The sequence below is a fragment of the Cupriavidus sp. OV096 genome (genome assembly GCF_900115455.1).
Classification (GTDB): domain Bacteria; phylum Pseudomonadota; class Gammaproteobacteria; order Burkholderiales; family Burkholderiaceae; genus Cupriavidus.
Genome location: NZ_FOWM01000013.1, coordinates 108,654 through 131,611, shown reverse-complemented (window position 1 = coordinate 131,611; position 22,958 = coordinate 108,654). Strand labels below are relative to the sequence as shown.

General features: G+C 69.2%; 28 protein-coding genes. 4 read left to right on the top strand and 24 right to left on the bottom strand.

Annotated elements, in window-relative coordinates; translation table 11 throughout:
- From BM115_RS23175 to panE, 3 genes are all read left to right on the top strand, one after another.
- Nucleotides 1–822, top strand: a complete 822-nt coding sequence (locus BM115_RS23175) for an ABC transporter ATP-binding protein (protein ID WP_092299844.1) — start codon at nucleotides 1–3, stop codon at nucleotides 820–822.
- Between the two features lie 111 nt (nucleotides 823–933).
- Nucleotides 934–1,638 (top strand): GntR family transcriptional regulator, encoded by a 705-nt coding sequence (locus BM115_RS23170; RefSeq protein ID WP_369823525.1) that lies wholly within the window; start codon nucleotides 934–936, stop codon nucleotides 1,636–1,638.
- Nucleotides 1,639–1,718: 80 nt separating this feature from the next.
- A complete protein-coding gene (gene panE / locus BM115_RS23165) occupies nucleotides 1,719–2,639 on the top strand; it encodes a 2-dehydropantoate 2-reductase (RefSeq protein WP_092299838.1) in 921 nt (306 codons plus the stop codon).
- Between the two features lie 12 nt (nucleotides 2,640–2,651).
- Here panE and BM115_RS23160 read toward each other — a convergent pair whose 3' ends face one another.
- The 5 genes from BM115_RS23160 to BM115_RS23140 all read right to left on the bottom strand — a co-directional run bounded on the left by BM115_RS23160 (nucleotide 2,652) and on the right by BM115_RS23140 (nucleotide 5,385).
- Nucleotides 2,652–2,906, bottom strand: coding sequence for a translation initiation factor 1 (locus BM115_RS23160; RefSeq protein WP_092299977.1), 255 nt, complete (start codon nucleotides 2,904–2,906; stop codon nucleotides 2,652–2,654).
- Between the two features lie 38 nt (nucleotides 2,907–2,944).
- Nucleotides 2,945–3,166: a translation initiation factor IF-1 gene (gene infA / locus BM115_RS23155; RefSeq protein WP_092299836.1), complete on the bottom strand. Its 222-nt coding sequence runs from the start codon at nucleotides 3,164–3,166 to the stop codon at nucleotides 2,945–2,947.
- Nucleotides 3,159–3,440, bottom strand: coding sequence for an isochorismatase (locus BM115_RS23150; RefSeq protein ID WP_092299833.1), 282 nt, complete (start codon nucleotides 3,438–3,440; stop codon nucleotides 3,159–3,161). Before BM115_RS23150 ends, infA begins: the two co-directional genes overlap by 8 nt.
- A 344-nt stretch (nucleotides 3,441–3,784) precedes the next feature.
- Nucleotides 3,785–5,110 (bottom strand): type II toxin-antitoxin system HipA family toxin, encoded by a 1,326-nt coding sequence (locus BM115_RS23145; RefSeq protein WP_177219997.1) that lies wholly within the window; start codon nucleotides 5,108–5,110, stop codon nucleotides 3,785–3,787.
- Entirely contained in the window at nucleotides 5,110–5,385 is a 276-nt protein-coding gene (locus BM115_RS23140; RefSeq protein WP_092299829.1) for a helix-turn-helix domain-containing protein, read from the bottom strand. Before BM115_RS23140 ends, BM115_RS23145 begins: the two co-directional genes overlap by 1 nt.
- A gap of 244 nt (nucleotides 5,386–5,629) precedes the next feature.
- Between BM115_RS23140 and BM115_RS23135 the strand changes: the two genes are divergently transcribed.
- Nucleotides 5,630–6,364, top strand: a complete 735-nt coding sequence (locus tag BM115_RS23135) for an IclR family transcriptional regulator (RefSeq protein ID WP_092299975.1) — start codon at nucleotides 5,630–5,632, stop codon at nucleotides 6,362–6,364.
- 10 nt (nucleotides 6,365–6,374) lie between these two features.
- Here BM115_RS23135 and BM115_RS23130 read toward each other — a convergent pair whose 3' ends face one another.
- The 19 genes from BM115_RS23130 to BM115_RS23040 form a co-directional block, all read right to left on the bottom strand.
- Nucleotides 6,375–7,067 carry a 4'-phosphopantetheinyl transferase family protein gene (locus tag BM115_RS23130; RefSeq protein WP_092299827.1) on the bottom strand — a complete coding sequence of 231 codons (693 nt, stop codon included), beginning with the start codon at nucleotides 7,065–7,067 and terminating at the stop codon, nucleotides 6,375–6,377.
- Nucleotides 7,068–7,113: 46 nt separating this feature from the next.
- Entirely contained in the window at nucleotides 7,114–7,563 is a 450-nt protein-coding gene (locus BM115_RS23125; protein WP_092299825.1) for an excinuclease ATPase subunit, read from the bottom strand.
- Between the two features lie 67 nt (nucleotides 7,564–7,630).
- Nucleotides 7,631–8,860, bottom strand: a complete 1,230-nt coding sequence (locus tag BM115_RS23120) for a beta-ketoacyl-ACP synthase (RefSeq protein WP_092299822.1) — start codon at nucleotides 8,858–8,860, stop codon at nucleotides 7,631–7,633.
- Nucleotides 8,857–9,588, bottom strand: coding sequence for a 3-oxoacyl-ACP reductase FabG (gene fabG, locus BM115_RS23115; RefSeq protein ID WP_092299819.1), 732 nt, complete (start codon nucleotides 9,586–9,588; stop codon nucleotides 8,857–8,859). The genes BM115_RS23120 and fabG overlap by 4 nt, the downstream gene beginning before the upstream one ends.
- Nucleotides 9,585–10,070, bottom strand: coding sequence for a hotdog family protein (locus BM115_RS23110; RefSeq protein ID WP_255370950.1), 486 nt, complete (start codon nucleotides 10,068–10,070; stop codon nucleotides 9,585–9,587). The genes fabG and BM115_RS23110 overlap by 4 nt, the downstream gene beginning before the upstream one ends.
- 1 nt (nucleotide 10,071) lies before the next feature.
- Complete coding sequence (locus BM115_RS23105; protein WP_092299816.1) at nucleotides 10,072–11,262, bottom strand: beta-ketoacyl-ACP synthase; 1,191 nt, start codon at nucleotides 11,260–11,262, stop codon at nucleotides 10,072–10,074.
- Nucleotides 11,259–11,861 (bottom strand): DUF3261 domain-containing protein, encoded by a 603-nt coding sequence (locus BM115_RS23100; protein ID WP_092299813.1) that lies wholly within the window; start codon nucleotides 11,859–11,861, stop codon nucleotides 11,259–11,261. The genes BM115_RS23105 and BM115_RS23100 overlap by 4 nt, the downstream gene beginning before the upstream one ends.
- Nucleotides 11,849–13,078 (bottom strand): NAD(P)/FAD-dependent oxidoreductase, encoded by a 1,230-nt coding sequence (locus BM115_RS23095; protein WP_092299810.1) that lies wholly within the window; start codon nucleotides 13,076–13,078, stop codon nucleotides 11,849–11,851. Before BM115_RS23095 ends, BM115_RS23100 begins: the two co-directional genes overlap by 13 nt.
- Before the next feature lie 5 nt (nucleotides 13,079–13,083).
- Entirely contained in the window at nucleotides 13,084–15,450 is a 2,367-nt protein-coding gene (locus tag BM115_RS23090) for an MMPL family transporter (RefSeq protein ID WP_255370956.1), read from the bottom strand.
- Between the two features lies 1 nt (nucleotide 15,451).
- Nucleotides 15,452–16,081, bottom strand: a complete 630-nt coding sequence (locus tag BM115_RS23085; RefSeq protein ID WP_255370949.1) for an outer membrane lipoprotein carrier protein LolA — start codon at nucleotides 16,079–16,081, stop codon at nucleotides 15,452–15,454.
- Nucleotides 16,078–16,494, bottom strand: coding sequence for an acyl-CoA thioesterase (locus BM115_RS23080; protein ID WP_092299807.1), 417 nt, complete (start codon nucleotides 16,492–16,494; stop codon nucleotides 16,078–16,080). The genes BM115_RS23085 and BM115_RS23080 overlap by 4 nt, the downstream gene beginning before the upstream one ends.
- Nucleotides 16,495–16,517: 23 nt before the next feature.
- On the bottom strand, nucleotides 16,518–17,531 hold the full coding sequence (locus tag BM115_RS23075) for an LpxL/LpxP family acyltransferase (RefSeq protein WP_092299804.1): 1,014 nt from the start codon (nucleotides 17,529–17,531) through the stop codon (nucleotides 16,518–16,520).
- On the bottom strand, nucleotides 17,528–18,277 hold the full coding sequence (locus BM115_RS23070; protein WP_092299801.1) for a glycosyltransferase family 2 protein: 750 nt from the start codon (nucleotides 18,275–18,277) through the stop codon (nucleotides 17,528–17,530). Before BM115_RS23070 ends, BM115_RS23075 begins: the two co-directional genes overlap by 4 nt.
- Entirely contained in the window at nucleotides 18,274–20,004 is a 1,731-nt protein-coding gene (locus BM115_RS23065) for an ApeI family dehydratase (protein WP_255370948.1), read from the bottom strand. The genes BM115_RS23070 and BM115_RS23065 overlap by 4 nt, the downstream gene beginning before the upstream one ends.
- Nucleotides 19,997–20,554 carry a COG4648 family protein gene (locus tag BM115_RS23060; protein WP_092299798.1) on the bottom strand — a complete coding sequence of 186 codons (558 nt, stop codon included), beginning with the start codon at nucleotides 20,552–20,554 and terminating at the stop codon, nucleotides 19,997–19,999. Before BM115_RS23060 ends, BM115_RS23065 begins: the two co-directional genes overlap by 8 nt.
- 6 nt (nucleotides 20,555–20,560) lie before the next feature.
- Nucleotides 20,561–20,818, bottom strand: a complete 258-nt coding sequence (locus BM115_RS23055; protein ID WP_092299795.1) for an acyl carrier protein — start codon at nucleotides 20,816–20,818, stop codon at nucleotides 20,561–20,563.
- A 40-nt stretch (nucleotides 20,819–20,858) separates the two neighbouring features.
- On the bottom strand, nucleotides 20,859–21,128 hold the full coding sequence (locus tag BM115_RS23050; RefSeq protein ID WP_092299792.1) for a phosphopantetheine-binding protein: 270 nt from the start codon (nucleotides 21,126–21,128) through the stop codon (nucleotides 20,859–20,861).
- A complete protein-coding gene (locus BM115_RS23045; RefSeq protein WP_092299789.1) occupies nucleotides 21,115–21,891 on the bottom strand; it encodes a lysophospholipid acyltransferase family protein in 777 nt (258 codons plus the stop codon). Before BM115_RS23045 ends, BM115_RS23050 begins: the two co-directional genes overlap by 14 nt.
- On the bottom strand, nucleotides 21,884–22,642 hold the full coding sequence (locus BM115_RS23040) for a beta-ketoacyl synthase chain length factor (protein WP_092299786.1): 759 nt from the start codon (nucleotides 22,640–22,642) through the stop codon (nucleotides 21,884–21,886). The genes BM115_RS23045 and BM115_RS23040 overlap by 8 nt, the downstream gene beginning before the upstream one ends.
- Nucleotides 22,643–22,958: the final 316 nt, after the last annotated feature.

The window sequence follows — 22,958 nt, the reverse complement described above, 5'->3', positions numbered from 1 at the left end:
ATGACCACCGTTCTGTCCCCTGCCCGCCACGCCGACGTGCCGGTGCCGCCGTTCCGCCCCGGGCCGCCGGGCACCCACATCACCATCCGCGGGCTGACCAAGTATTTCGCCGGCTGGCCGCTGTACGAGAACTTCGACCTCGACATCCCGAAAGGCAAGATCGTCTCGGTGTTCGGCCCCAACGGCTGCGGCAAGAGCACGCTGATCAACATGATCGCGGGGCTGATTCCGATCGACCGGGGCGAGATCCTGTTCGACGGCAAGTCGCTCAAGGACACGCGCATCGGCTACGTGTTCCAGAACTACCGCGAGGCGATGTTCCCGTGGATGCGGACCATCGACAACATCGCCTATCCGCTCCTGCTGGAGGGCCGCAGCAAGGCCGAGGTGGACCGGCGCATGGCGGAGCTGGTGGCGTCCTTCGACGTGAAGTTCGACCTGAACCGCTACCCGTACGAGCTGTCTGGCGGGCAGCAGCAGACGGCGTCGATCATGCGGGCGTTGGCGCCCCGGCCCGAGGTGCTGTTCCTCGACGAACCGTTCTCCGCGCTCGACTTCGAAATGACGCTGTTCATCCGGGAGAAGCTGCAGGAGGTGTTCATGCAGACCGGCACGACCATGCTGCTGGTCTCGCACGACCTGGAGGAGGCGGTGTACCTGGCCGACCAGATCCTGCTGCTGACCAAGCGCCCGACGCGCGTGGCCGAGATCCTCGACTACGGCGACGCGCGGCCGCGCACGGTGGAGACGCTGTCGCAGGCGAGCTTCGTCGCGGCCAAGCGGCAGAGCCTGGAGATCTTCCAGCGTGAAGTCAGGCGCTGAAGCGTGCCCCCGGGGCCGGTGGCGACCCGGCCGGCGCCGGCGCATAATGGGCGCCAGCGCCGGCCCAGCCTTCCCCATGAGACCCGCACCGCGCCTATCCCCATGAATGCCATGCCCCCTACCGATGCCGAACGCACCTCGCGTGCCGACGATGTGTACGCGCTGCTGAAGCGCGATATCGCCGACTTTCGCCTCGTGCCCGGCGACCGCTTCACCGAGAACGAAGTCTGCGAGCGGCTGGGCGTGTCACGCACGCCGGTCCGCCAGGCGCTGTTCCGGATGAAGCAGGAAGGATTCGTCGAGGTCAGCTTCCGCGCCGGCTGGCGCGTGCTGCCGTTCGACTTCGACAAGTTCGAGCAACTGTACGACTTGCGCATGGTGCTGGAGACCGAGGCCGTACGGCGGCTGTGCGCGATGGCGCCGGACAGCAACCAGGAGGCGCTGGCCGCGCTGGCGGCGATCTGGCTGGTGCCGCCCGAGGCGCGGCTGCCGGACATGGCGCGCGTGGGCGAACTGGACGAAGCCTTCCACTGCACGCTGGTGGAGGCCGCCGGCAACCCCGAGATGGCGCGCGTGCATCGCGACGTAACCGAACGCATCCGGCTGATCCGCCGGCTGGACTTCACCAAGCCGGCGCGCGTGGATGCCACGTATGAAGAGCACGGGCGCATCCTGCGCGCCGTGCTCGCCCATCGGTCGGATGAAGCCTGCAGGCTGCTGCGCTCGCACATCGGGGCGAGCCAGGCGGAGGTGCGGAAGATCACCCTGCACGAGGTCTACCTCGCCCGCAGCCAGGCGCGGGGCGAAGGGAAATGAACGGCCCCTGCAGCTTTTGCGGCGCGCCACTACAATGGCGCACACCCGGCCTGAAGCCGGGCTGACCTGGGGAGTCGAACATGCGGATTCTGGTAGTCGGAGCGGGTGCGATTGGTGGGTATTTCGGGGCGCGGCTGCTGCAGGCCGGGCGTGACGTCACGTTCCTCGTGCGGCCCCGGCGCGCGGCCCTGCTGGCCGAACGCGGCCTGCGGATCATGAGCCCGCACGGCGACGTGCGCGTGGAAGACCCACCCACCGTGCTATCCACCCAGATCACCGAGCCGTACGACGTGGTGCTGCTGAGCTGCAAGGCCTACGACCTCGACGGCGCCATGGACAGCTTCGCGCCGGCCATGGGCCCCGGCACGGTGGTCATCCCGATGCTCAACGGCATGCAGCACCTGGACAAGCTCGATGCGCGCTTCGGCGCCGAGCGCGTGATGGGTGGCCGCTGCATGATCTCCAGCACGCTGGACGAGCAAGGCACCATCCTGCATCTGTCGGCCTTCCATATCCTCTCGTTCGGGGAGCGCCCGGCTGGCAATACCGAACGCGCGCGCGCCGTGGCCGCCTTGCTCGAGAACGCCGGTTTCGACGTGCAGCGCAGCGAAGCGATCATGCAGGACATGTGGGAGAAGTGGCTGTTTCTGGCGACGCTGGCGTCGGCCACCTGCCTGATGCGGGCGACGATTGGCGACATTCTGGCCGCACCGCGCGGGCGGGAGACCATTGCGGCGCTGCTCGATGAGTGCGCGGCCATTGCGGCCGCGAACGGCTATCCGGCGCGGGCGCCGGCGCTCGAGCAGGCTCGGGCGACACTGTTTGCGGAAGGTTCACCGCTGATGGCGTCGATGCTGCGCGACCTGGAGCGTGGCGCTGCCATCGAATCGGACCAGATCGTGGGAGATTTGCTGGCGCGGCGCGGCAAGACGCCGGCGCCGACCCTGGAGGTGGCCCTGACGAGTCTCAAGGCCTACGAGGCGCGCCGCGCACGCGGCTGACGCCTCGGGTACTCAGACGCCGAAGCCGGGCGCGCCGAATTTCGTCAGCAGCTGTTCGATCAGCGCCATGTCTTCGGTGCGCGGCGTGCGGTCCTCGACCACGCGGGACGGCCCGCCGTAGGTGGCGCTGACGTGCCGGCGCACGGTCAGCACGTCATCGGCCGGCGGGGCGATGTTCACGGCATCGCCCGGCTCATGCCGGTAGCTGCCGTCCATCCAGCCCTTGGGCGTCAGATGCATGATTTCCCATTCGTCATTGGCTGACATGACGGCCTCTTCCAGGTCGGGATGGCTCATGACTGCGCTCAATTCTTGTGCCGGTAGTTGATGCGGCCCTTGGTCAGGTCATAGGGCGACATTTCCAGCGTCACGCGGTCGCCGGCCAGAATCCGGATGCGGTTCTTCTTCATGCGGCCCGACGAATATGCCCACACCTGGAAGCCGTTTTCGAGAACGACGCGGAAACGGTTATCGGGCAGCACTTCGGAAACGTGGCCGCCGAATTCGACGAGATCTTCCTTAGCCATGACGGGCTCCTTGATTAGCGTGGGCAGTGGCGCCCGGTTGATGGTGTCGCGCAGCCAGGCGCGTGATGGCGCCTTCGCCGGCACAGCGGGCGGCATGCTTGGCCCGGGCGGCGGTGCGGTAGGTGTCGTGGCGCATGGCCACGTTGGCCACCACGCGTTCCATGCCGTCCTTGTATTCGCGGATCAGGTAGGCCGCGAACCAGACGCCTGGCTCTTGCTCGATGGGGTACACGGCAACCGTGTACGGCGATTCAATGATTTGCGTTTGCTGCAATGTGATGTGATGTCTCGTTTCGCGTGAACGCGCATGCGCAGGCTGGGCACCGATGTGCGCCTCTGCTTGCCAGTTGGTTCCAACGCGATGGGAAGGGGGTCAATGTGCGCGACACGCACTGAGGCGCATGTCGTCGCGATTGACGCGGAGTGACCGTGCTTGCGTAAGCTGGCGCGCTGGTACGGGGCGTGCCGGGTACGGAGCGGACTTGCCGCCGGTCATTATGGTGACGGGCCACGTGGCCCGGATCGATTCGGGTGTACGCCCGAAGGGTGCCAAAACTGAGTCTTTGTAGTGATGTCGGCACCCGGTCCTGTCGTTTGGAGAGAGGACCAAGTCCGGCATTATAACAGCTTCTTGCCTTGGGCCCTGATGCCATCGAACACGGCCCCGGCCACGTCCTGCGGAAATTCCCGGGGAAGGCGGGCCGCGACGGCGGCGATCGCCGGGTCCATGGCGGCAACGAGTTCGGCGATCATCGACTCCACCTCCGCCTCGGGCAGCCCCACCTGCCGCCCCTGCGCAATCCAGTGCCGACGCTGGATCTGGGCCAGCCGGTAGTAATTCTGCGAGCCCCGCACCGCCATGGCCATGCGCGCCTTCTGTATGGCGAGTTGATTGGCGCCGCCCCCGACGATGGGATGTGCCGAAAGCACGTCATACAGCGGCGTGGCCCAGTAGCGACCGCCCGGCCCGATGCTCAGGCTGAAGTTCTTGGCATGCCCGTCCGTGGCCGCGAGCATCCAGAACAGGATCTGCGTCTTGAAGAAATTGCGACGGTCCGCCTCGCGCGCGTCGGAGCCGGCCAGGATCGCCATGATGTCCGCGATGCCCGGCCCGCCATCGGCCTGATACTTGGCCAGCGGGGACATACCCATCGCCTGGCAGAAGTCCTCCTGCGGCAGGCGCAGGATCCACTCGCCATCGGGCGCCACGCGCCGGTCGAAACGCTCGACCACGAGCGCCTTCTGATCCTCGAACATCGCCATCTCGCACGCCGCGATGGGCAGGCCGAAGGCCTCGACCAGCTGCGCGCAAAGCCATTCGTTCTCGACGGACGTGCGCATGTCCGCGCGCATATTGCCTACCAGCCCGAGCGGCAGCTTGAGGATATGGGTCGTCGGCGTACTGCCGTGCGGAACGAACCATTGGCCGTCCCGGCGCAGCAGCGCGGTCTTTTCCTGCGCGCCGGCGATCGACAGGCGCAGGTCGGCATCGTCGCCATGCTGGCCGAGGGGCGATGCACTCGTGGTGTCGCGCAGCAAGCGGGCGATGTGGGCGTCATCAGCCGGGCTGCCTTCGATGACGCGCAGTTCTTCGGGTACCTCGCCTTCGGGGAGCAGCTGCAGCGCGCCCACGCAGTCGCGGCCCAGCGCCGTGAGCAGATCGAACGGACCGATCCCACGCGTGCGATAGCGCTGCGCGAGCCGCCGGCGGATGGCGTCGCTATCCGGCAGCAGGTTGTCGAAGTAGTCCGTCACCACGCGGCCGCGATACGGCGCGTTGTCTGACCGGAACGGCATCGAAAGCGACAGCGGCCGGCCTTGCGCGCTGTGGATCCAGCGGGCCGCATAGTGGAAGGTCTCGCCCTCGCTGCCCTGTGCCCACACGCCCGTGAAATGGCCGTTCATCCAGACGCCGAGCTGGCGTCGCAGAGGTCGACGTCCCATTACCAGGGCTCGCTTGGCGGGGGCTGGCGGAGCATGGAGCCGCCGCCGCGATAGTCCTCGTCCCCATCGGTCGACAGGAGCATTTCCACGTCCAGCGCCTGCAATACCGCATGCAGCCGCTCCACGCTGACGCGTGCCGGGTTGGCTTCCAGCCGGGCATAGGTCTGCTGGCTCACCCCCAGGCGCGCCGCGAGTTGCGCCTGGGTCAGCCCGCGGGACTTGCGGAAGCCCTGGAGGATCGGCCGTAACTGGCTGATGATGCGGATGGGATACATAGTCGGATGTATGCTCGGATGGGGGCGCGAATACAGCTAGGAAGTTGTAAAGCCGTTTTACGCCATTTTGGCTGTATTTTCAAGATACAGCCTATCGGGCGTAAAACGGAAATACAACCATTAAGCTGTATCGACGCGGCCCATCGGGCACGCCGTGGTACATTCCGGCCCCATATCCCTCCTGATTGCATGACACGCCCCGATGCCCGTGCGTCCCGATCCGTCCGCCGCCAAGCCGCCCTCGATGAACGTCAAGACCGCCCTGCGCGTGCTCGAGATCATCGAGACCTTTGCGCGCGAACGGCGCGCGCTGTCGCTCTCGGAGCTCTCCCGGCTGCTGTCCGTGCCAGCCTCTAGCTGCCTGGCGCTGATCCGCACACTGACCTCGCTAGGCTATCTCTATGAGACGGCCCGCAGGCAGGGCTACTACCCCACCGGCCGGCTGCTGGCCATGGCCCAGCAGATTGCCCGGCACGACCCCGTACTCGATCGCGTGCACGGCACCATGAGCGAATTGCGCGAAGCCACTGGCGAGACCATCGTTATCGGCAAGCTGCATGAGGGCCACGCGGTGGTCTATCTCGATGTGCTTGAATCGCCACACGCGATCCGCTATATCGCAACGGCCGGCGAGCGGCGCGAACTCCACGCGAACTCGATCGGCAAGGCGCTGCTGGCCGCCATGGACGACGCCGAGCGCGCCGCCCTGCTCCCGCAGCTTCCCTTCCAGCCGTTCACCGCGCGCACGCTAGCCACGCCGGCGGCGCTGGAGGACGACCTCCGGCAAGCGCGCGAGCGCGGTGCGTTCGTGAATCTCAGTGAGTCGATGCCTGATGTCGGCGCGCTGGCCTGGCCGGTGCGGTTGTCGGGCGAGAGTTACGCGATTTCGATTGCCGGCCCGGTCTACCGGATCGAGCCGCATCTGGAGCGCTACGCGGCCATCCTGCGCGCGGCGTGCGCGGCGCTGGAGAAGATCTAGCCAGGCGGATCTAGTCGATCTGCTGCGCGCGGAGGCGCCATCCGGCCGGATTGGGCACCGACACCGAGGCCAGCGGCGCCGAAGCCGTCAGCGCCAGCACCGCGTCATCGCGCCGCCATGTGATGCCATTGGCGTGCGCCATCTGCACCGGCACGGCTTCCACCACGTGGCCCATCATGGTCCGGAACAGATTGCCGCCGTGGCACTTGATCCAGGCTTCCTTGAGCGTCCAGAGCTCGTAGAACGCCTCCAGCTTCGCCAACTCGTCACCCACGTCCAGCAAGGCCGGCAACGCGTCGCGCTCGGCCTCCGTGGTGGTGGCCTCGATCAGCGTGTCCAGGTGCTTGCGCGGCTGCATGTCCTCGATGTCGATGCCAACCGGCAGGTCGGACACGGCGCAAGCGAGGTGATCACCCGAATGGGCAATCGACAGGAATACCGGCGTGCCGACGGCCCCCCTGGTATGGGTCGCCAGCGGCGGCGCATCCTCGGCGGCCGACAGCGACCATTCCGCCGCCTCCCCGCCGAACGTCACCGCCAGCAGCCGCCGGGCGAGCCAGCGGCCCGCTGCGAACTGCTCGGCGCGGGCCCGGGCACGCATGGCGGCCAGCCGCGCCAGTTCCTCGGGTGACATCCAACGGCTGACGGGCGGCGCCATGGCCGCGAATGCCATGACCGACCCTGTGCGCAGCGCGAGCGGCATGGCAATCGTCCTGAAAACGTCTCAAACAGGTCCCGTCGATGGCGCCTTACTTGGCGGCCACCTTGGCGTAGGTGCCCTTCAGCGTCACGCCCACCACCACGGCGCCGGCGTGGCATTCGTACTCGGTGTTGCTGGCGTTGGTGTCCTTCTTGTAATAGCTCACCATGTCCACCACCGCATTCACGCCCAGCGACTTGGCCTTGTCCTGGAACGAGATCAGCGCCGAGAGCGCGGCCCAGCGGCACGCTTCCTCATCGGCCTTGCCCACGCCGTTGGTCTTTTTGTTCGAGACGTCGCTGTCCTTCTTCTCGAGCACCTTCGGCGTCTTCTGGCCGGCCAGGTAGAACGCAACCGAGCCGTCGAGCTTTTCCTTGGCTTCCGGCATGTTCAGGACGTCCTGGAACGGCAGCATGTACTTGGTGTCGCGCGCGGCGGCAGGGGTGGACAGCAGCGTGCCTGCACAGGCGAGGGCAACCAGCGGGAGAGCGAATTTCATTGACCTTCCTTTGTTCTTGATTGTTGAGGGATGAAAACGGCGGTACGGCTCGGGTACGGCTTCCTGCTCAGGCGTCCCAGCGGCGGAACACCAGCGAGGTGTTGATGCCACCGAACGCGAAATTGTTGCTCATCACGTACCCGGTGTCGAGTCGGCGGCCTTCGCCCATGATGTAGTCCAGCGGCGCGCAGCGCGGATCCGGGTTGACGAGGTTCACCGTGGGCGCGAACCAGCCGTCGCGCATCATCTCGATGGTCATCCACGCCTCCAGCGCCCCGCACGCGCCCAGCGTATGGCCGAGGTAGCTCTTCAGCGAGCTGACCGGCACGGCGCCACCCAGCACCGCGTGCGTGGCGTGGGATTCGGCGATGTCGCCATGGTCGGTGGCCGTGCCGTGCGCATTGACATAGCCGATGCGATCCGGCGCCAGCCCGGCGTCCTCCAGCGCCTGCCGCATGGCCACGGCCATCGTCGCGGCCTGCGGCTGGGTCACGTGCGCGCCGTCGCTGTTGGTGCCGTAGCCGACGATCTCCGCCAGGATGCGCGCGCCGCGCGCCTGGGCGTGCTCCAGTTCCTCGAGCACCAGCGTGCCGGCGCCCTCGCCCAGCACCAGCCCGTCGCGGTCTGCGTCGAACGGGCGCGGCGTGGCCTCGGGGGCGTCGTTGCGCGTGCTGGTGGCGAACAGCGTGTCGAAGACGGCCGCCTCGGTCGCATCCAGTTCCTCGCCGCCGCCAGCCAGCATCGCCACCTGCCGGCCCGCGCGGATCGTCTCGTAGGCGTAGCCGATCCCCTGGCTGCCGGACGTACACGCGCTCGACGTGGTCAGAATCCGTCCGGTGATGCCGAAGAACACCCCGATATTGACCGCCGTGGTGTGCGGCATCATGCGGATATAGGTGGTGGCGCTGATGTCCTCGGTGGTGCGCTCGCTCATCATCCGGCCAAAGTCCTGGATCGCGGACGGCGTGCCCGTGGACGAGCCGTAGGCGATGCCCATCTGCCCGCCCGCGATGATCGGATGGCCGGTCAGCCCGGCATCCGCCAGCGCGGCCTCGCTGGCCAGCACCGCCATCAGGGCGACCCGCCCCATGGACCGCGTGGCCTTGCGCGTGTAGTGGGCCGGCAGCGCGAACGGCGGCACCGGTGCCGCCAGCTGCGTGTTCAGGCCCTTGATGTCGGCCCACTCCGGCATCTGCACCACGGCATTGCGGCCGCTGGCCAGGCGCGCGCGCACCGTGGTCCAGTCGTTGCCCAATGCGCTGATTGCGCCCGCGCCGGTTACGACAACCCGCTTCATCCGAACATCCCCCCGTTCACCGAAATCACCTGCCGTGTAATGTAACCGGCATCCGGCGAGAGCAGGAAGGCCACCGTGGCCGCCACCTCGTCCGGCGTGCCCATGCGCCGCGCGGGAATCATCTTCAGCGCTTCCTCGCGCACATGCTCGTCCACCATTTCCGTGTCGATCAGCCCCGGCGCCACGCAGTTCACCGTGATATGGCGCTTGGCCAGTTCGATGGCGAGCGCCTTGGTGGCGCCGATGATGCCGGCCTTGGCGGCGCTGTAGTTGGTCTGGCCGCGGTTGCCCACCAGCCCGGACACCGACGACAGCGTGACGATGCGGCCCGGCTGGCGGCGCTGCACCATCGGCATCACCAGCGGATTGAGCACGTTGTAGAAGGCGTCGAGATTGGTATGCACCACCTCGTCCCATTCCTCCCCGCTCATGGCCGGGAACGCCGCGTCCCGCGCGATGCCAGCGTTGCAGACCACGCCGTAGTAGGTGTCGTGTTCCTCGATGTCGGCATGCAGCACGCTGGCGGTGGCCTGGCGGTCGCTGATGTCGAAGGCCAGCACGCGCGCGTTGCGGCCGAAGGCGCGCACGGCGTCGGCCACGGAGTCGGCGTCGTCCCGGCGGGCGCGGCAGTGCACCACCACGTCGTAGCCGTCGCGCGCGAGCCGCAGCGCAATGGCGCGGCCAATGCCGCGCGAGGAGCCCGTGACCAGCACGGTCTTGTTCGTCATGCTTGCTGCCCCTGGAGAAACGCCTGCGCGTCCGCAGGCTGGAAAACGGAAACATTGGCGCGCGCCACGTCGCGGCCATCCATCTCGAGCGTGCAGGCGAACATGCCGAGGCCGTTGTCCCCGATCAGTTCCACCTGGGTGCGGATGGTCAGCACGCTGCCCACCGGAAATGCGGGCACGTCGCAGGCATAGCGGCGCGAGCCGAGCAGGAAGCCCAGCCCCGGCGGGCGGCCCGCCGCGCGCTCGCGCACACCGGCCCAGGCGGCAATCGTCTGGGCCATATATTCGATACCGACCCAGCCGGGCATGCCGGCATCGTCCACGAACAACTGCGTGGCGCGCACCGTGGCGCGGGCCACGCAGTGCTCGCCATCGGCCTCAACCAGTTCGTCGATCAGCCGCATGGCGCCCGCGTGGGGCACCACTTCGGACACCGGCGGCAGGAGTGGCGTGAAGTCAGGCTGCGTGTCAGATGCCGTCACGTCAGCCCTCCCCCATCACCAGCACGCTGTTGCTGCCGCCGAAGGCGAACGAATTGCTCATCACGTAGCGCGGGGCCCGGCCCAGCGACTCGTCCGCGCCCACCACGTGCAGCGGCGGCAGCGTCGGATCGGCCGCGCCGTCCCACCAGTGGGCCGGCAGCCGGCCACGCGGGTTGTCGGTCATGGTCAGCACCATCAGCGCCGCTTCCACGGCGCCGGCAGCGCCCAGCGTGTGCCCGGTCTGCGGCTTGGTCGAGCTGACCGGCACGTCGTGCCCGAGCAGGTCCGCCACGGCGCGGGATTCCATCGCGTCGTTCTGCTCGGTGGCCGTGCCGTGCAGGTTCAGGTAGTCGATGTCCGCCGGCTGCACGCCAGCGCGCGTCAGGGCCTCCTGCATGGCGGCGCGGGCGCCCGCGCCGGCCGGGTCGGGCGCGGACATATGGTGTGCATCGGACGTCTCGCCCCAGCCGGCCAGCCGCACCGGCCCGGCCTCGCGCGACATCAGGAACAATGCCGCGCCCTCGCCCAGGTTGATGCCGTGGCGATGGGCCGACAGCGGATTGCACCGCTCCGCGCTGACTGAGTCGAGCGAGCGGAAGCCGGCGATCGTGAACGCGCACAGCGTATCCACGCCACCGGCGATGGCGACATCGGCCATGCCCTGTTCCAGCAGCCGCGCGGCGGCGGCCAGCGCCTTCGCGCTCGACGAGCACGCCGTGGAAATCGTATAGGCCGGCCCGGCCGTGCCCAGCGCCAGCGCGAGGTACTGCGCGGGCGAGCCCAGCTCCTGCTGGCCATAGTGGAACGCTTCCGGCCAGGTGCCGGCGGCGTGCCGCGCGCGCACGGCCAGCTCGCCGTCGCTGATACCCGAGGTGCTGGTGCCGAGCACGATGGCCACGCGGGTCGGACCCACGCGGGCGATGGCAGCTTCCACGGCGGGGCGCAGCGCGTCCAGCGTGCGGTCCAGCAGCGCATTGTTGCGGCTGAACAGCGCGGGGGCGATGCCAGCCGGCAGGTCGGTGGCGGCCACCGGCTCGCGCACGGTGCCCAGGTGCAGCGGCGTGCCGGGCGTGTAGCGGTCAGTGACTTCGCCGCCCGTCGGGCCGTCCGTGCGCCACAGCGCGGCGCGCACGGCGTCGTTGCCGCTGCCCAGCGCGCAGATGACATTCATCGCGTTCAGGAAGATCGTCATGGCCGTGCTCCTTCGCCCTGCAGCGTGCGGATGGTCAGCCGGTAGCCGTCGCGGCGCTGCACGAATTCCGTGGTGGCGGCGTCGGGATAGCGGATCTCGGCCACGAGTTCGTCACCGGCCAGCAGGCGGCGCATGGCCGGCGTGGCGTCCAGGCGCCAGCCCGGCGGCAGCGCCGCGCGAATGGCCGCCACGGGCCAGAGCGACAGCTGCAGATCACTGAGGATACGCTCCGGCACGAGTTCCGCGGGCGCCCATGGCGCGCGTGTCACGTGCAGGTCACTGCCGTCCCAGTCCAGCCGGGCCAGCACCTGTCCGCCGGCCAGCGCGGCCAGCCGGGTGTGGCCGGCGTCGGCCTCCAGCAGCGCGAGGATGTCCCGCGTCTGCTCGCCCTGCGGCGACGGATAGCGCACCGTGATCTGCTGCTGCAGATGCAGGGTGCGACCGAGCGACGCGGGCGGCAGGCGCAGCAGCGGCACCGCCGGGCGGCCCGCTTCCGCCACGGGCGGCGTGGGGCCGGCCGGCGGCGTCGCGGCGCAACCGGCCAGCACGGCAAACGCCGCGCCGGCCAATATCGAACACGTCAGCCTCAGACCGCGCAAAGCTGCTCCAGCACGTTGAGGCGCCGCCGGGACTCGGCCACGAAGGGGTTGCTGCGGTCCCAGGCGTAGCCGGCCAGAATCGACGAGATCATCCGGCGAATCTCGGGCGTGGCGTTCGGATGGAAGATCAGGGTCTGGAAGCGGCCTTCGTACCAGGCTTCGACGAAGGTGCGGAAGCAATCCACGCCGGCCTTCAGCGGCTTGGCGTAGTCGGCCTCCCAGTCCACGGTCTCGCCGGCCAGCTGGCGGGCGAGGCAGGCGGTGGCCAGGCTGGCCGATTTGAAGGCGATGGTCACGCCCGACGAGAACACCGGGTCCAGGAACTCGCCGGCATTGCCGAGCAGCGCGTAGCCATTGCCCCAGAGCGAGCTGACGTTGGCCGAATAGCCGACGATCTGCCGCGCCGGCGTGTCCCAGTTGGCGTCGCGCAGCAGGTGCGCCAGCCCCGGTTCCTCGCTGACCAGCTGCTTCAGCTTGGCCATCTCGTCGCCCGGATACTGGTCCAGGAAGGACTTCTCCGCCACCACGCCCTGCGAGCAGCGGCCGTTCGAGAACGGAATGGTCCAGTACCAGACATCGACATGCTCGGGATGCACGCCGATGCGGATCTTGTTGCGGTCGAAGGTGCCGGGCGCCACGCGGTCTTCCACGTGCGTGAAGATGGCTGCGCGTACCGGGAAGTTCGACGGGGACTCGAGCTTCAGCAGGCGCGGCAGGATGCGACCGAAGCCGGAGGCATCGAGCAGGCACTTCGCCTGCACGTTGTACGCCTGCCCGTCCGGGTCGCGCACGGTGACCACCGGCTGCGCGCCGGTGACATCCACCGCTTCCACCACGTGGCGGAAGCGCACCTCGGCGCCCTGCTTCTCGGCCTCGCGGATCAGCACGTCGTCGAAATGCGCGCGCTGCACCTGGTAGGTGGTGCCCCAGCCCTTGGAGAATTTGTCGCGGAAGTCGAATTCCGTGTAGCGGTCGCCCCGGGCGAAGGCGGCGCCGTTCTTGTACTGGAACCCGGCCTCCACCACGGCCTGCAGCATGCCGGCTTCCTCGATGTATTCCATGCTCTGCGGCAACAGGCTCTCGCCGATGGAGAAGCGCGGGAACGTCTCCTTCTCGATGACCAGCACCTGGACGCCGCGCTTGCGCAGCAGGCCAGCCGCCACCGAGCCAGCGGGCCCGGCGCCGACGATCAAAACCTCCACCTGTTCCGTTTTCATATGGATCAACCCTGTTCAGCTTGTTGTTGTGAGGCATGCCGGGCGAATGGCCGGAACCATGGCGACAGCACCCAGACCGCGCCCACGCCCGAAAGCATGGTCATGCCGAACGCATGCAGCGCCGGCGTGGAAGACAGTGCGAGCAGCCCGAACGCCAGCAGCGTGCTGGCCGCCCCGAGCACGATGGCGGTCCAGGACACGCCATCGCCGGGATGCTCGAGCAAAAATATGCCGTAATCGACACCTACGCCCAGCAGCAACGCCAGCGCCAGCACCGAAAACAGTTGCAACGGCACGCCGAGCCAGCCCAGCACGGCCACGCTGAAGGCGGCGGCCAGCAGCGTGGGCGCCAGCGCGCGCCAACCCTCGCGGCCATAGCGCCACGCCAGCAGCAGGGCCACGCCGGCCGCACCGGCCAGCAGCAGCCAGCTCATCAGCACGCGGTAATGGTGCAGCAGGAAGGACAGATCGGCGATGCGGTCGGCCCACTCGGCACCCTGCACCGTGTTAACGGCGGCGGCGATGCCAGACATGACTGCCGGATTTTCCAGCCCGCGCAGCAACATCACGCTGGCGTAGCCGCTGCCCTCGCGGTCCAGCCACAGATGACGCAGCGTGCCCGAGACCGGATTGGCCAGCCAGGCGGGCAGCGTCAGCACGGCGTCGGCCGGGGACGCCGCCGGCGCGGCAATCGACCCACCCAGCGTGCGGGCCACCCGCTCGCGCACGGCAGCTTCTTGACGGCCGGCCAGCGCGGCGTCCGCGCGTTGGCGGGCGGCGGACGGCACCCAGTCGGAAATCGCCAGGAAGCCGGCCAGCTCGCCGCGCCGGATGGCCGGCGCCAGCGCGGCCTTGACGGCCTCCTCGCGCGCCAGCACCTCGTCCGGCGTGGCACCGCGTACGAGCACGAACTGCGCGGGGCTCGGCGTGCCGAGCAGGCGGCCCGTGAGGCGCTGCGCCTCGATCAACGCCGGCGGCGAGCTTTGCAGCTGGCGCACGTCATCGACAACCCGCACCTGCCAGATCCCCGGCACGATAAACAGGGCCAGCGCCCCGAGCGCCAGCGCCGTGCGCCGGTCCGCCCGCACGCGCGGCCAGCGGGCGAGGCTCTGGGCCAGCCAGCTTGACACCCGCGTGGGCCGCAGCGCGCCCCGGTCCAGCAGTGGAAACCAGAACACCACGGTCAGGAACGCGGCGACCAGCCCCACCGCCGAGAACAGCGCCATCTGGCGCAGCCCCGGGAACGGCGCGATGCCGAGCGCCAGGTATGCCACCACGCTGGTCGCCAGCGCCAGCGCCATGCCCGGCAGCAGATGGCGCATGACCGATGGCGGCGTGGCGCGCGGCAGCGCCTGCCGCGAGACGAAGTAATGGATACCGAAGTCCTCCGCCACGCCCACCAGGCTGGCGCCGAACACCAGCGTGATCAGGTGCACGCGGTCGAAGACGATGGCCGTGGCCGAGATCGCCGCCGCCGTGCCGATGGCCAGCGACAGCCCCACCAGCACGATCGGCCGCAGCGAGCGGAACGCCAGCCAGACCAGCAGCAGCACCGCCGCCAGCGAGCCCCAGCCGATCACGTTCATTTCGAAATTCGCCTGCGCGGCGGCGGCCTCCGCGTGCAGCGGAATGCCGGCGGCCACTACGCGCACGTCCGCATCGCCCTGCCGCGCAGCGGCCTCGGCGGCGCGCAGCAGGTCGCTGTAGTCGGTACTGCCGCTGACCGAGAATGCCGGTTTGGTGATGTGGTACGTCAGCAGCACCCACTCCTTGCCATCGCCGGACAAGGCGGCCAGCCCGTCGCGCTCCTGCACGCGCGTCACGGCGGCGCGGGAGAGCCACCAGTCCTGCCACAGCCCAAGCGGATCGGCGGCCCAGTCGGTCAGGCGCGGCCCGGTGGAGAGCTGGTAGAGGCGCGTCAGCGCCTGCTGGGCGAGTTGGTCCGGATGACCTTGCTGCAACTGCTGACGCTGGGCGTCGGTGAGCAGGCGGTCCCGCCACGGGCGATAGAAGTCGAGCGCCTTGTCGAAGTCGAACGCGGCGATCTTGTCCACCGGTTGCAGCAGCGTGCCGCCCTGCGCCGTGGCCTGGCTGAAGCGCTGCGCGGCGGCGCGCGTGCGCGCCCAGTCCGGGCTGCCGACGAGCACCACCACCTCCTGCGCCACGCTGTCGGCCAGCCGGCGCAGCACGCGGTCCGCCGCAGCGGTGCGCTCGCTGGTCGGCAGCAGCGCCATCACATCCGTATCGAGCCGCGAGCCGCGCCAGAACTGCACCTGATGGGCGATCATCGCCAGCACGATCAGCAGCCAGACGATGGCCAGCCCACGCGCCAGCCGCGTGATGCCGCCCCGCATCGCCACGCCGCCCGCCACGTTACTCAAAGCGCTGCTCCTCGGCCGGGGTCAGCCTGGCGGCGGCGGCTGGGTCGATCATGCGGACCACGGTGCTGTCGCCGCCGGCTTCCTCGAGCCGCACGTCGCGCACGAACTTGTCGCCGGCCAGCTCGATCCGGGTGAACACGCGCCGCATGCCGGCATCCTTTGGGGTCAGCGTCAGCGCCCATCCGGCGCTGCCGGCCAGCTTGCCGGTCACGTCGAAACGCGCGGACAGCCCGCGCAGGTCGCCGCGCAGCACGGCGATCATCGACTCGCCGACCACGCGCATCGCAGGCTGGGATTCGGCTTGCATCCGCTGCTGCACGCTGCCATCGGCGCCGCGCATCACCAGCTTCTCAGGGGTGACCAGCAGGCTCGACGGGAACGGCTCGCGCGTCTGCCAGACCACGCCACGGCCGCGCGCGAGCACGAACTCGCCCCGCGAGACCAGCGGATTGCTGAAGCCGGACAGCCGGCGCGTCTGCTCGAACCGGCCCCGGATCACGGGCGCATCGGCCAGCCGCTTGGCCACCGAGGCCAGCAGGTCGTCGGCATGGGCCGGCAGCGCCGGCAACATCACCACCAGCGCCAGTGCGCCAGCAGCGGCCAGAACCTGGCGGCGCCTCACGACGGCACCCCGAGCTTCCGCAGCAACACCGGCGGGCAGACGTAGAGCATCTCCTGCGTCGTCATGTCCACGGCTACCTGGATCGAATAGCCCTTGGTCAGCCGCTGGCCAGACGCCGCATCGCGGATCTCGTAGTCGATCTTGAGCCGGTTTTCCCATTCGACGATGGTGGCGCGCACGATCATCGACTGGCCGTAGACCAGCGGGCGCACGTACTTGACGCGCAGGTCCACCACCGGCCACGCGTAGCCGGAATCGCGCATCTGGGGGTAGTCGTAGTCGATCTGCTTGAGCAGCGCGCAGCGCGCCACTTCGAAGTAGCGCACGTAGTTGCCGTGCCAGACCACGTTCATCGGGTCGAGGTCGTGGAACGCCGGCGTCAGCGTGATCTCGTGGCTGAAAGCTTTGGACATAGGTCTCCGGTGGGCGGCGCGGCTTAGTGCGCGTCCTGGCGCGCGTCCTGCGCGTCCTGGCGACCGGTACGGACCGGATCGTCCGCCCAGAAGTCGTAGAAGTTGAACCAGTCGAATGGCGAGCGCACCAGCAGCGCCTCCAGCCATGCGGCGTAAGTCGTGGCCAGCGCGGTCAGCGCGGCGTCACGGCTCGCACGTGGGAGCGTCACCGCGCGCGTGAGTTCCGTGAAACGCAGCAGATGGCCGTCGCCATGGCGCACGCAGCCCATGGCGTACAGCGGGCAGCGCATCAGCCCCGCCAGCACGTACGGGCCCACCGGGAAACGCGCCGGCGCGCCCAGGAACGGCACGCGCACCGCCCGGCCGCCGTGCGCGGGCGCGCGGTCGCCAGCAATCGCCACGAACTCGCCCGCCTGCACCTTGGCCGCCAGTTCCAGCGCCGTGGCGGGCGAGATATCGTCCACCTGATAGAGCTGGAGGCCCGATTTGGGATCGAGCCGCGACAGGATCCGGTTGAATCGCTCGGCATGGGCGGTGTGCACCAGCACGGTCAGCCGCAGCCCCTGCCGCTGGTTGGCCAGCACCCGGCACAGCTCCAGGCAGCCCATATGCGCGGTCATGATGATGCCGCCCTGCCCGCTGGCGATCTGGTCCAGCAGCACCTGGTGGCCTTCCCGCGTGACGTTGCCGAAGCGGTACTGGCCGCCGATGGACAGCAGCTTGTCCAGCAGCGTGTCTGCGAACGAGAACAGGTGGCGCAGCGTATGGCGCCAGGTGGGCTGCGCGCCGATCGCGCCGGCGGTGGCCTCCATGCGCGTGAGGTAGTCCATCGACGCCCGGCGCGCCAGCGGATGCGAGATCCAGTAATAGGTGACCACCGGGTACAGCACCGCCCGGAACAGCGTGCGGCCGAAGACGCGATAGAGCCCGTACAGGCACCAGACGCCCCAGACGCACGTGGCCTCGCCGATGGTGCTCCAGTGGCGCGACGGCGTGCGGCGCGTGGCGGCGTCAGCCGTAGGCTTCGCCGTGCTCATGCCGGCCTCACCCTGCGCCAGAGCAGGCGCGGCAGCCGCCACACCATGCCGAAGAACAGCCGCGTATGCATGCGCGAGATCAGCACGTTGTCGCGCCACGCCTGGAAGTGCGAGACGCCATCGGACGGATACGTCACGCGCGTCGGCACGTTGACGATGCGCACGCCGCGCCAGACCAGATGCACCAGCACCTCGGTGTCGAACTCCATGCGCCGGCCGAGGTCCACGTCGCGCATCAGGGCGGTTACCGCCGCCAGCGGGTAGACCCGCAGGCCGCACATCGAATCCTTGATCTGGAACGAGAGCGTGTTGATCCAGACCCAGATGTGCGTCAGGTAGCGCGCGTAGAGCCGCAGGCGCGGCACCGAGTCGTCGTAGACCGGGTGGCCGCAGATCATCGCGGCAGGCTGGGCCTGCGCCAGCGCGGTGAACTGGGGAATGCAGCCGGCGTCGTGCTGGCCATCGGCATCGATCTGCAGCGCGTGCGTGTAGCCGAGCCGCGCGGCTTCCGTGAAGCCGGCCATAATCGCGCCGCCCTTGCCCTGATTCACGGACAGGCGGATCAGGCGGACGCGCTCGGGGTGCGCGGCGGCAATCTCGCGGAGCACCTGCTCGCAGGCCGGGCTGCTGCCGTCGTCCACCAGCAGGCACGGCAGCGGATGCGCGAGGATGGCATCGACCATGGCGCCGATGGCGCCTTCGTGGTCATAGACCGGCACGAGCACAACCGGACGGAACGGCGTCATGGCGTATCGGGATGAAAAACGATCTTGCCGCTGGCGTGCGGGCCGGTGTCGGATGTCAGCCGGAAGCCGAGCGCGAGGGCGTCTGGCTGCCACGTCAGCGCCATGCGCACCGTGGTGCCAGGCTGGATCACGGCCTGGAACTTGAGCGTGTCCAGCCGCGCGAAGCGCTCGCGCGGCGGAATCGGCAGCCGCTGGGGCGCCAGCGCCATCACCCAGTCCACCTGGGCCACGCCCGGCACAATCGGGGTATCGGGGAAGTGGCCGTCGAAGATCGCCAGGTCATCGGTCACCTCCAGCGCGGCGGTGGCCGAGGTGGCCGAATTGGCCTCAGCGTCCAGCCAGTGCGCAGCCGGCACCGTGCGGCGGAACAGGTCGCGCAGCATGGCTTCGGTGGTCTTGCCCTGCGCGTTGCACGGCAGCGCCGGCACGAAGGCCCAGCGACGCGGCAGCGCCACCGGGTCCACGGCGTCGGCCAGTTGCGCGCGCAGCGCGGCGGTCAACGCGGCACGCCCATGGGTGTCGAGGAGTGCCTGTCCGGCGTCGCCAGGCACCACGGCGGCGGCCACGCGGGTGCCGACATCGAGTTCGACCATGACGACCCGCGCCTCCCGCACCAGCGGCGAGGCGGCCAGCCGCTGCTCGATCTGCGTCAGCGAGACGCGTTTTTCCTCGATCTTGACGATGCGGTCAGCGCGGCCGGCCAGCACGAAGCTGTCGTCGCCGGCGGGCAGCGCGCGGTCCGCGCAGACGTACCAGTCGTCATCGGCCAGATGCGGCGAGCGCACGGCCAGGAAGCCGTCCTGCAGGCGCCAGGCGATGCCGGGCAGCGCCGTCCAGCGGTCCGCCTGCACGGCGCGCTGGCGCCAGGCGATGCCGCCGGTCTCGGAGCTGCCGAATACTTCGATGGGGGAGCGGCCGGTGTGGCGCAGCGCGTCCGCCGCAGCCTCGGGCGGGAGCGGCCCGCCGGACGAGAACACCGCCTGCAGCACCGGGCGCGTGACGGGCCAGTCGAGCGCATCGGGCATACGCTTCAGGTGCGCCGGGCTGCTGACCAGCACCGCCGGGCGGGCGTCGTCCGCGCAGGCGCGTACCAGTTCCTCATGGAAGGCGAGCCGCGCGCCGGGCATCGGCCGGCCCGCCGCCAGCGGCCAGAGCACCGTGAAGAGCAGGCCGTAGATGTGCTGGTGCGAGACCGTGCTCAGCACGCGCACATCGGCGGGCAGCCGCGCGCCAAAGGCCTGCTGGAGTGTGTGGACCTCGGCATCGAGTTGGGCGAGGCGCTTGTCGATGGCGCCGGGCTCGCCGGTGGACCCCGAGGTGAACAGCGTGACCCAGGTGTCGTGCGTGCTTAGCGGGAGCCAGTCGGCCTCCCCTGCCCCCGGAGTTGTTCCGGGCGCTGGCACCAGGCCGCCCGGCAACTCGCCGGCCCAGCCATCGGCATGGCCGCGCAGCGCCGCGAGCGTCTCCGTGCGGGTATCGCCGGGCAGCACCACGTGCTTGCCGGCATGCCACGCGCCGAACAGCGCGGCGGCGAAATCGGCCGTGCCCTCGAAGTACAGCGCCCAGCGCGCGCCTGGCGCCGCCGCGAAGGCCCGGCGCCACGCCGCCACACTGGCGACGACCGCTGCCGCCTGGGCATCGCCTTGCGCGGCCCGTGCCGCCTGGGCAGCCATCACGGCGCCAACGCCCGTGAAGCCGGTGAAACCACTGAGCGCGGGCTCAGTCATGACGATTCTCCGCATGCCGCGCACGCGCGCGCTGCCGCACCAGCCATTCGCCGGCGAACATCGCGCCGATCAGGCCATAGGCAATCGCGCCGTTGTACAGCGCCCAGACCCGGTCGCTGGCGGCCAGCGCGGTCACGGCGGCAACGGCGCCATTGCAGATAAAGAACACGCACCAGGCCTGCGTCACCCGGCGCGTATAGGCCACGCCGCTGGGCGGCAGGTTCGGCTCGCGCAGCCGGGCCATGCGTTCCACCAGCGAGGGCGGATGGCGCAGGCTCCAGCCGAACACGCCCAGCATCGCCACGTTCACGAGCACCGGGTAGAGCTTCAGCGGCAGCGCGTGGTCGGAGGCCAGCACGATCAGGGCCAGCCCCGCCGCCAGCACCGCCATCGCCCGCCAGCCGGCCTGGCGGCTGGTGCCGGCGCGCAGCAGGGCGAGCGCGACCAGCGCCAGCGCCATCACGCGCGGCGAGAAGTGCTGCAGACCCAGGTAGATCACCACCGGGTACGACAGCGTCAGCAGCCCCAGCCCCCACTTGCGCCAGGTCATCGGGCGTCAGGCGGTGGCCGGCGAGTCGATCAGCAGCGCAAGCGCCTGCACCACGTCCTGCACGGTGCGCACGGACTTGAACTGCTCGGGCTTGAGCGGCTTGTTCAGCATCGGCTTCAGCTTCACCAGCAGGTCAACGGCGTCGATGCTGTCGATGTCGAGGTCGTCATACAGCCGCGCCTCGGGCGTAATGCGCTCCGGGGCGATCTCGAAGGTTTCCTCGAGAACCGCCGCCACCCGCGCGAAGATTTCGTCGTGAGTCATGATCTGGCTCCGTATAGCAGTATTGCGATGACCTCGCGGATCAGGCCGGGGCCTGGCCGCGCTGCGACGCCACGAACGCCGCCAGCGCCGAAACACTGGCAAAGCGCGCGCGGATTTCCTCCTTGTCGCCGTTCATGGTGATGCCGTAGCGCTTCTGCAGCGCCAGGCCCAGTTCCAGTGCGTCGATGGAATCGAGGCCCAGGCCTTCGATGAACAGCGGCGCGGTGGCGTCGATATCGTCAGCCGCCACGTCCTCGAGGGACAGCGACGAGATGATCAGTTCCTTGATTTCTTGCTCAAGCGCCTGCACGGCGGATCTCCCTGGAGAAAAACTCGAATAGTGATTGGGTCAGGTGGCGCACGGCCATGGCGTCGTCGGTGCCCGGCGCCACCCACTGCGCGGGTGGCACGTCTGGGTGCACGTCGATGACGAAGCGCGGGCGCCGCACCGGCACGTGGTACCACTTCTCGCCCTTGGTCAGCGTGGGCGGTTCGCAGCGGATGACCACCGGGGTCAGCGCAAAGCCGCCGCGTACGGCCACGTTGGCCGCGCCGCGCTGGAGTTGCAGCGGCTGGCCCGGGCGCGTGCGCGTGCCTTCCGGAAAGATGATCAGGTTGTTGCCGGCCCGCAGCGAGGCGATGCAGTCGTCGACCATCGCCGCGCCACTGTCGTTCTGCACCCAGCCGGTGGCCAGCACCGGGCCGCGCGTGAACGGGTTGCGTGCCAGGCCGGACTTCACCACGCAGTCGGCGCGGCGCGTCAGCGCCATCAGGAACACCACGTCGATCAGCGACGGATGGTTCGCCACCACCAGCATCCCCTCGCGTTGCAGCCGTTCTGGATGGCGGATTTCGTAGCCGATGACGCCGACGCTGCGCATCAGCCAGAGGAACAGCCGGAAGGCATGGTGGATGACATCGCGGCACACGCGCTGGCGCGTCTGGGTGGACCACGGCAGCAGCGCCAGCGCCGGGAACACCAGCACGCGCAGCAGCAGGCCGCCCACGCCGAAGCTCGAGAAGCAGAAGCCGGTGGCGCACACGCGCCAGGCGCGGTCGAGGCGTTCAACCATGGCGCTGCCACCTCCAGACCGCGCGTTCGCCACGGTGGCACAGCTCGGCGTCGCCGGTCAGCATGAATCGCAGCACATCCAGCGCGTGCGGCAGCACCGGATGGGCGGTGTCGGGGTCCGACGCCTCGCGCACATGGTCGATGTCGAGCCGGAACACCGGCTCGCCCGGGCGCGGCTTGCCGATGCGCCAGGCCCAGCCGAACAGGCAGCCGGGCTCATCGGCGAACTCGGCATAGGCCTCGGGCAGCGGCGCGTCATAGCAGACCAGCAGCACCTCGTCCGCCCCATCGGCCAGCAGCGCGCAGGCTTCGAAGGCGGCCGTCTCCACGGTATCGCGGCCAGCCGCCACGGCCTGGAGGTTGGAGGCGTCTCCCCGGTCGATCGTAAACATCGCACCAATGGCGTTGTGGACAGAGAGGCCGAACGCGGTGGGCGACAGTGCCTCGCCGGCTGCCAGTTCGCTGAGCATGTCGAAGGCGCGGCGGGTGTCGCCGTGGCGCGAGGCAAACACGGCCGGCGGGGCCGGCGCGGCGGGGGCCCCGTCGGGCGGGAGGGTGTCGTAGGCGGGATGCAGCGCCGCGCGGCCGATGGCATTGACGCGTCGGCGCAACATCGGGGCCATGGCCGAGAGCGCCGGCAGGTCCGATCCCTCGGGCAGCCATGGCGCAAGACTCCACGCCTGCCAGGCTTCCGGGGATTGCAGTGCCGGCGCACAGGCCGCCCATGCGCGAATTCCGAATTCAATTGCCATGCCGTGCGCGTTGGGTGGAATGTGAGCCCCGCGTCCCCCGCCGTGCCTGGGGCAACGTTGGCCACGCGCGTGTGCGCAGGCCCGCGCGCGACCATCGCACCGGGGAACAGATTCCGTTTTTCCCTGAAATTAGAAGCAAAATCCGAGGATTTCGCCGAAATTAGTTATCGACACCCCGATTTCGCATATACCGCGCTAACGGCGGGTTTCGGCCAAACACTGAGCCGCCCAGTCGAGGGGTGTCCGTGGAGCGTGCTCCGGGCGGTCATCGCGGCAAACTACCGAAATGTTTCAACCCGGCGAACTTCGCCACACT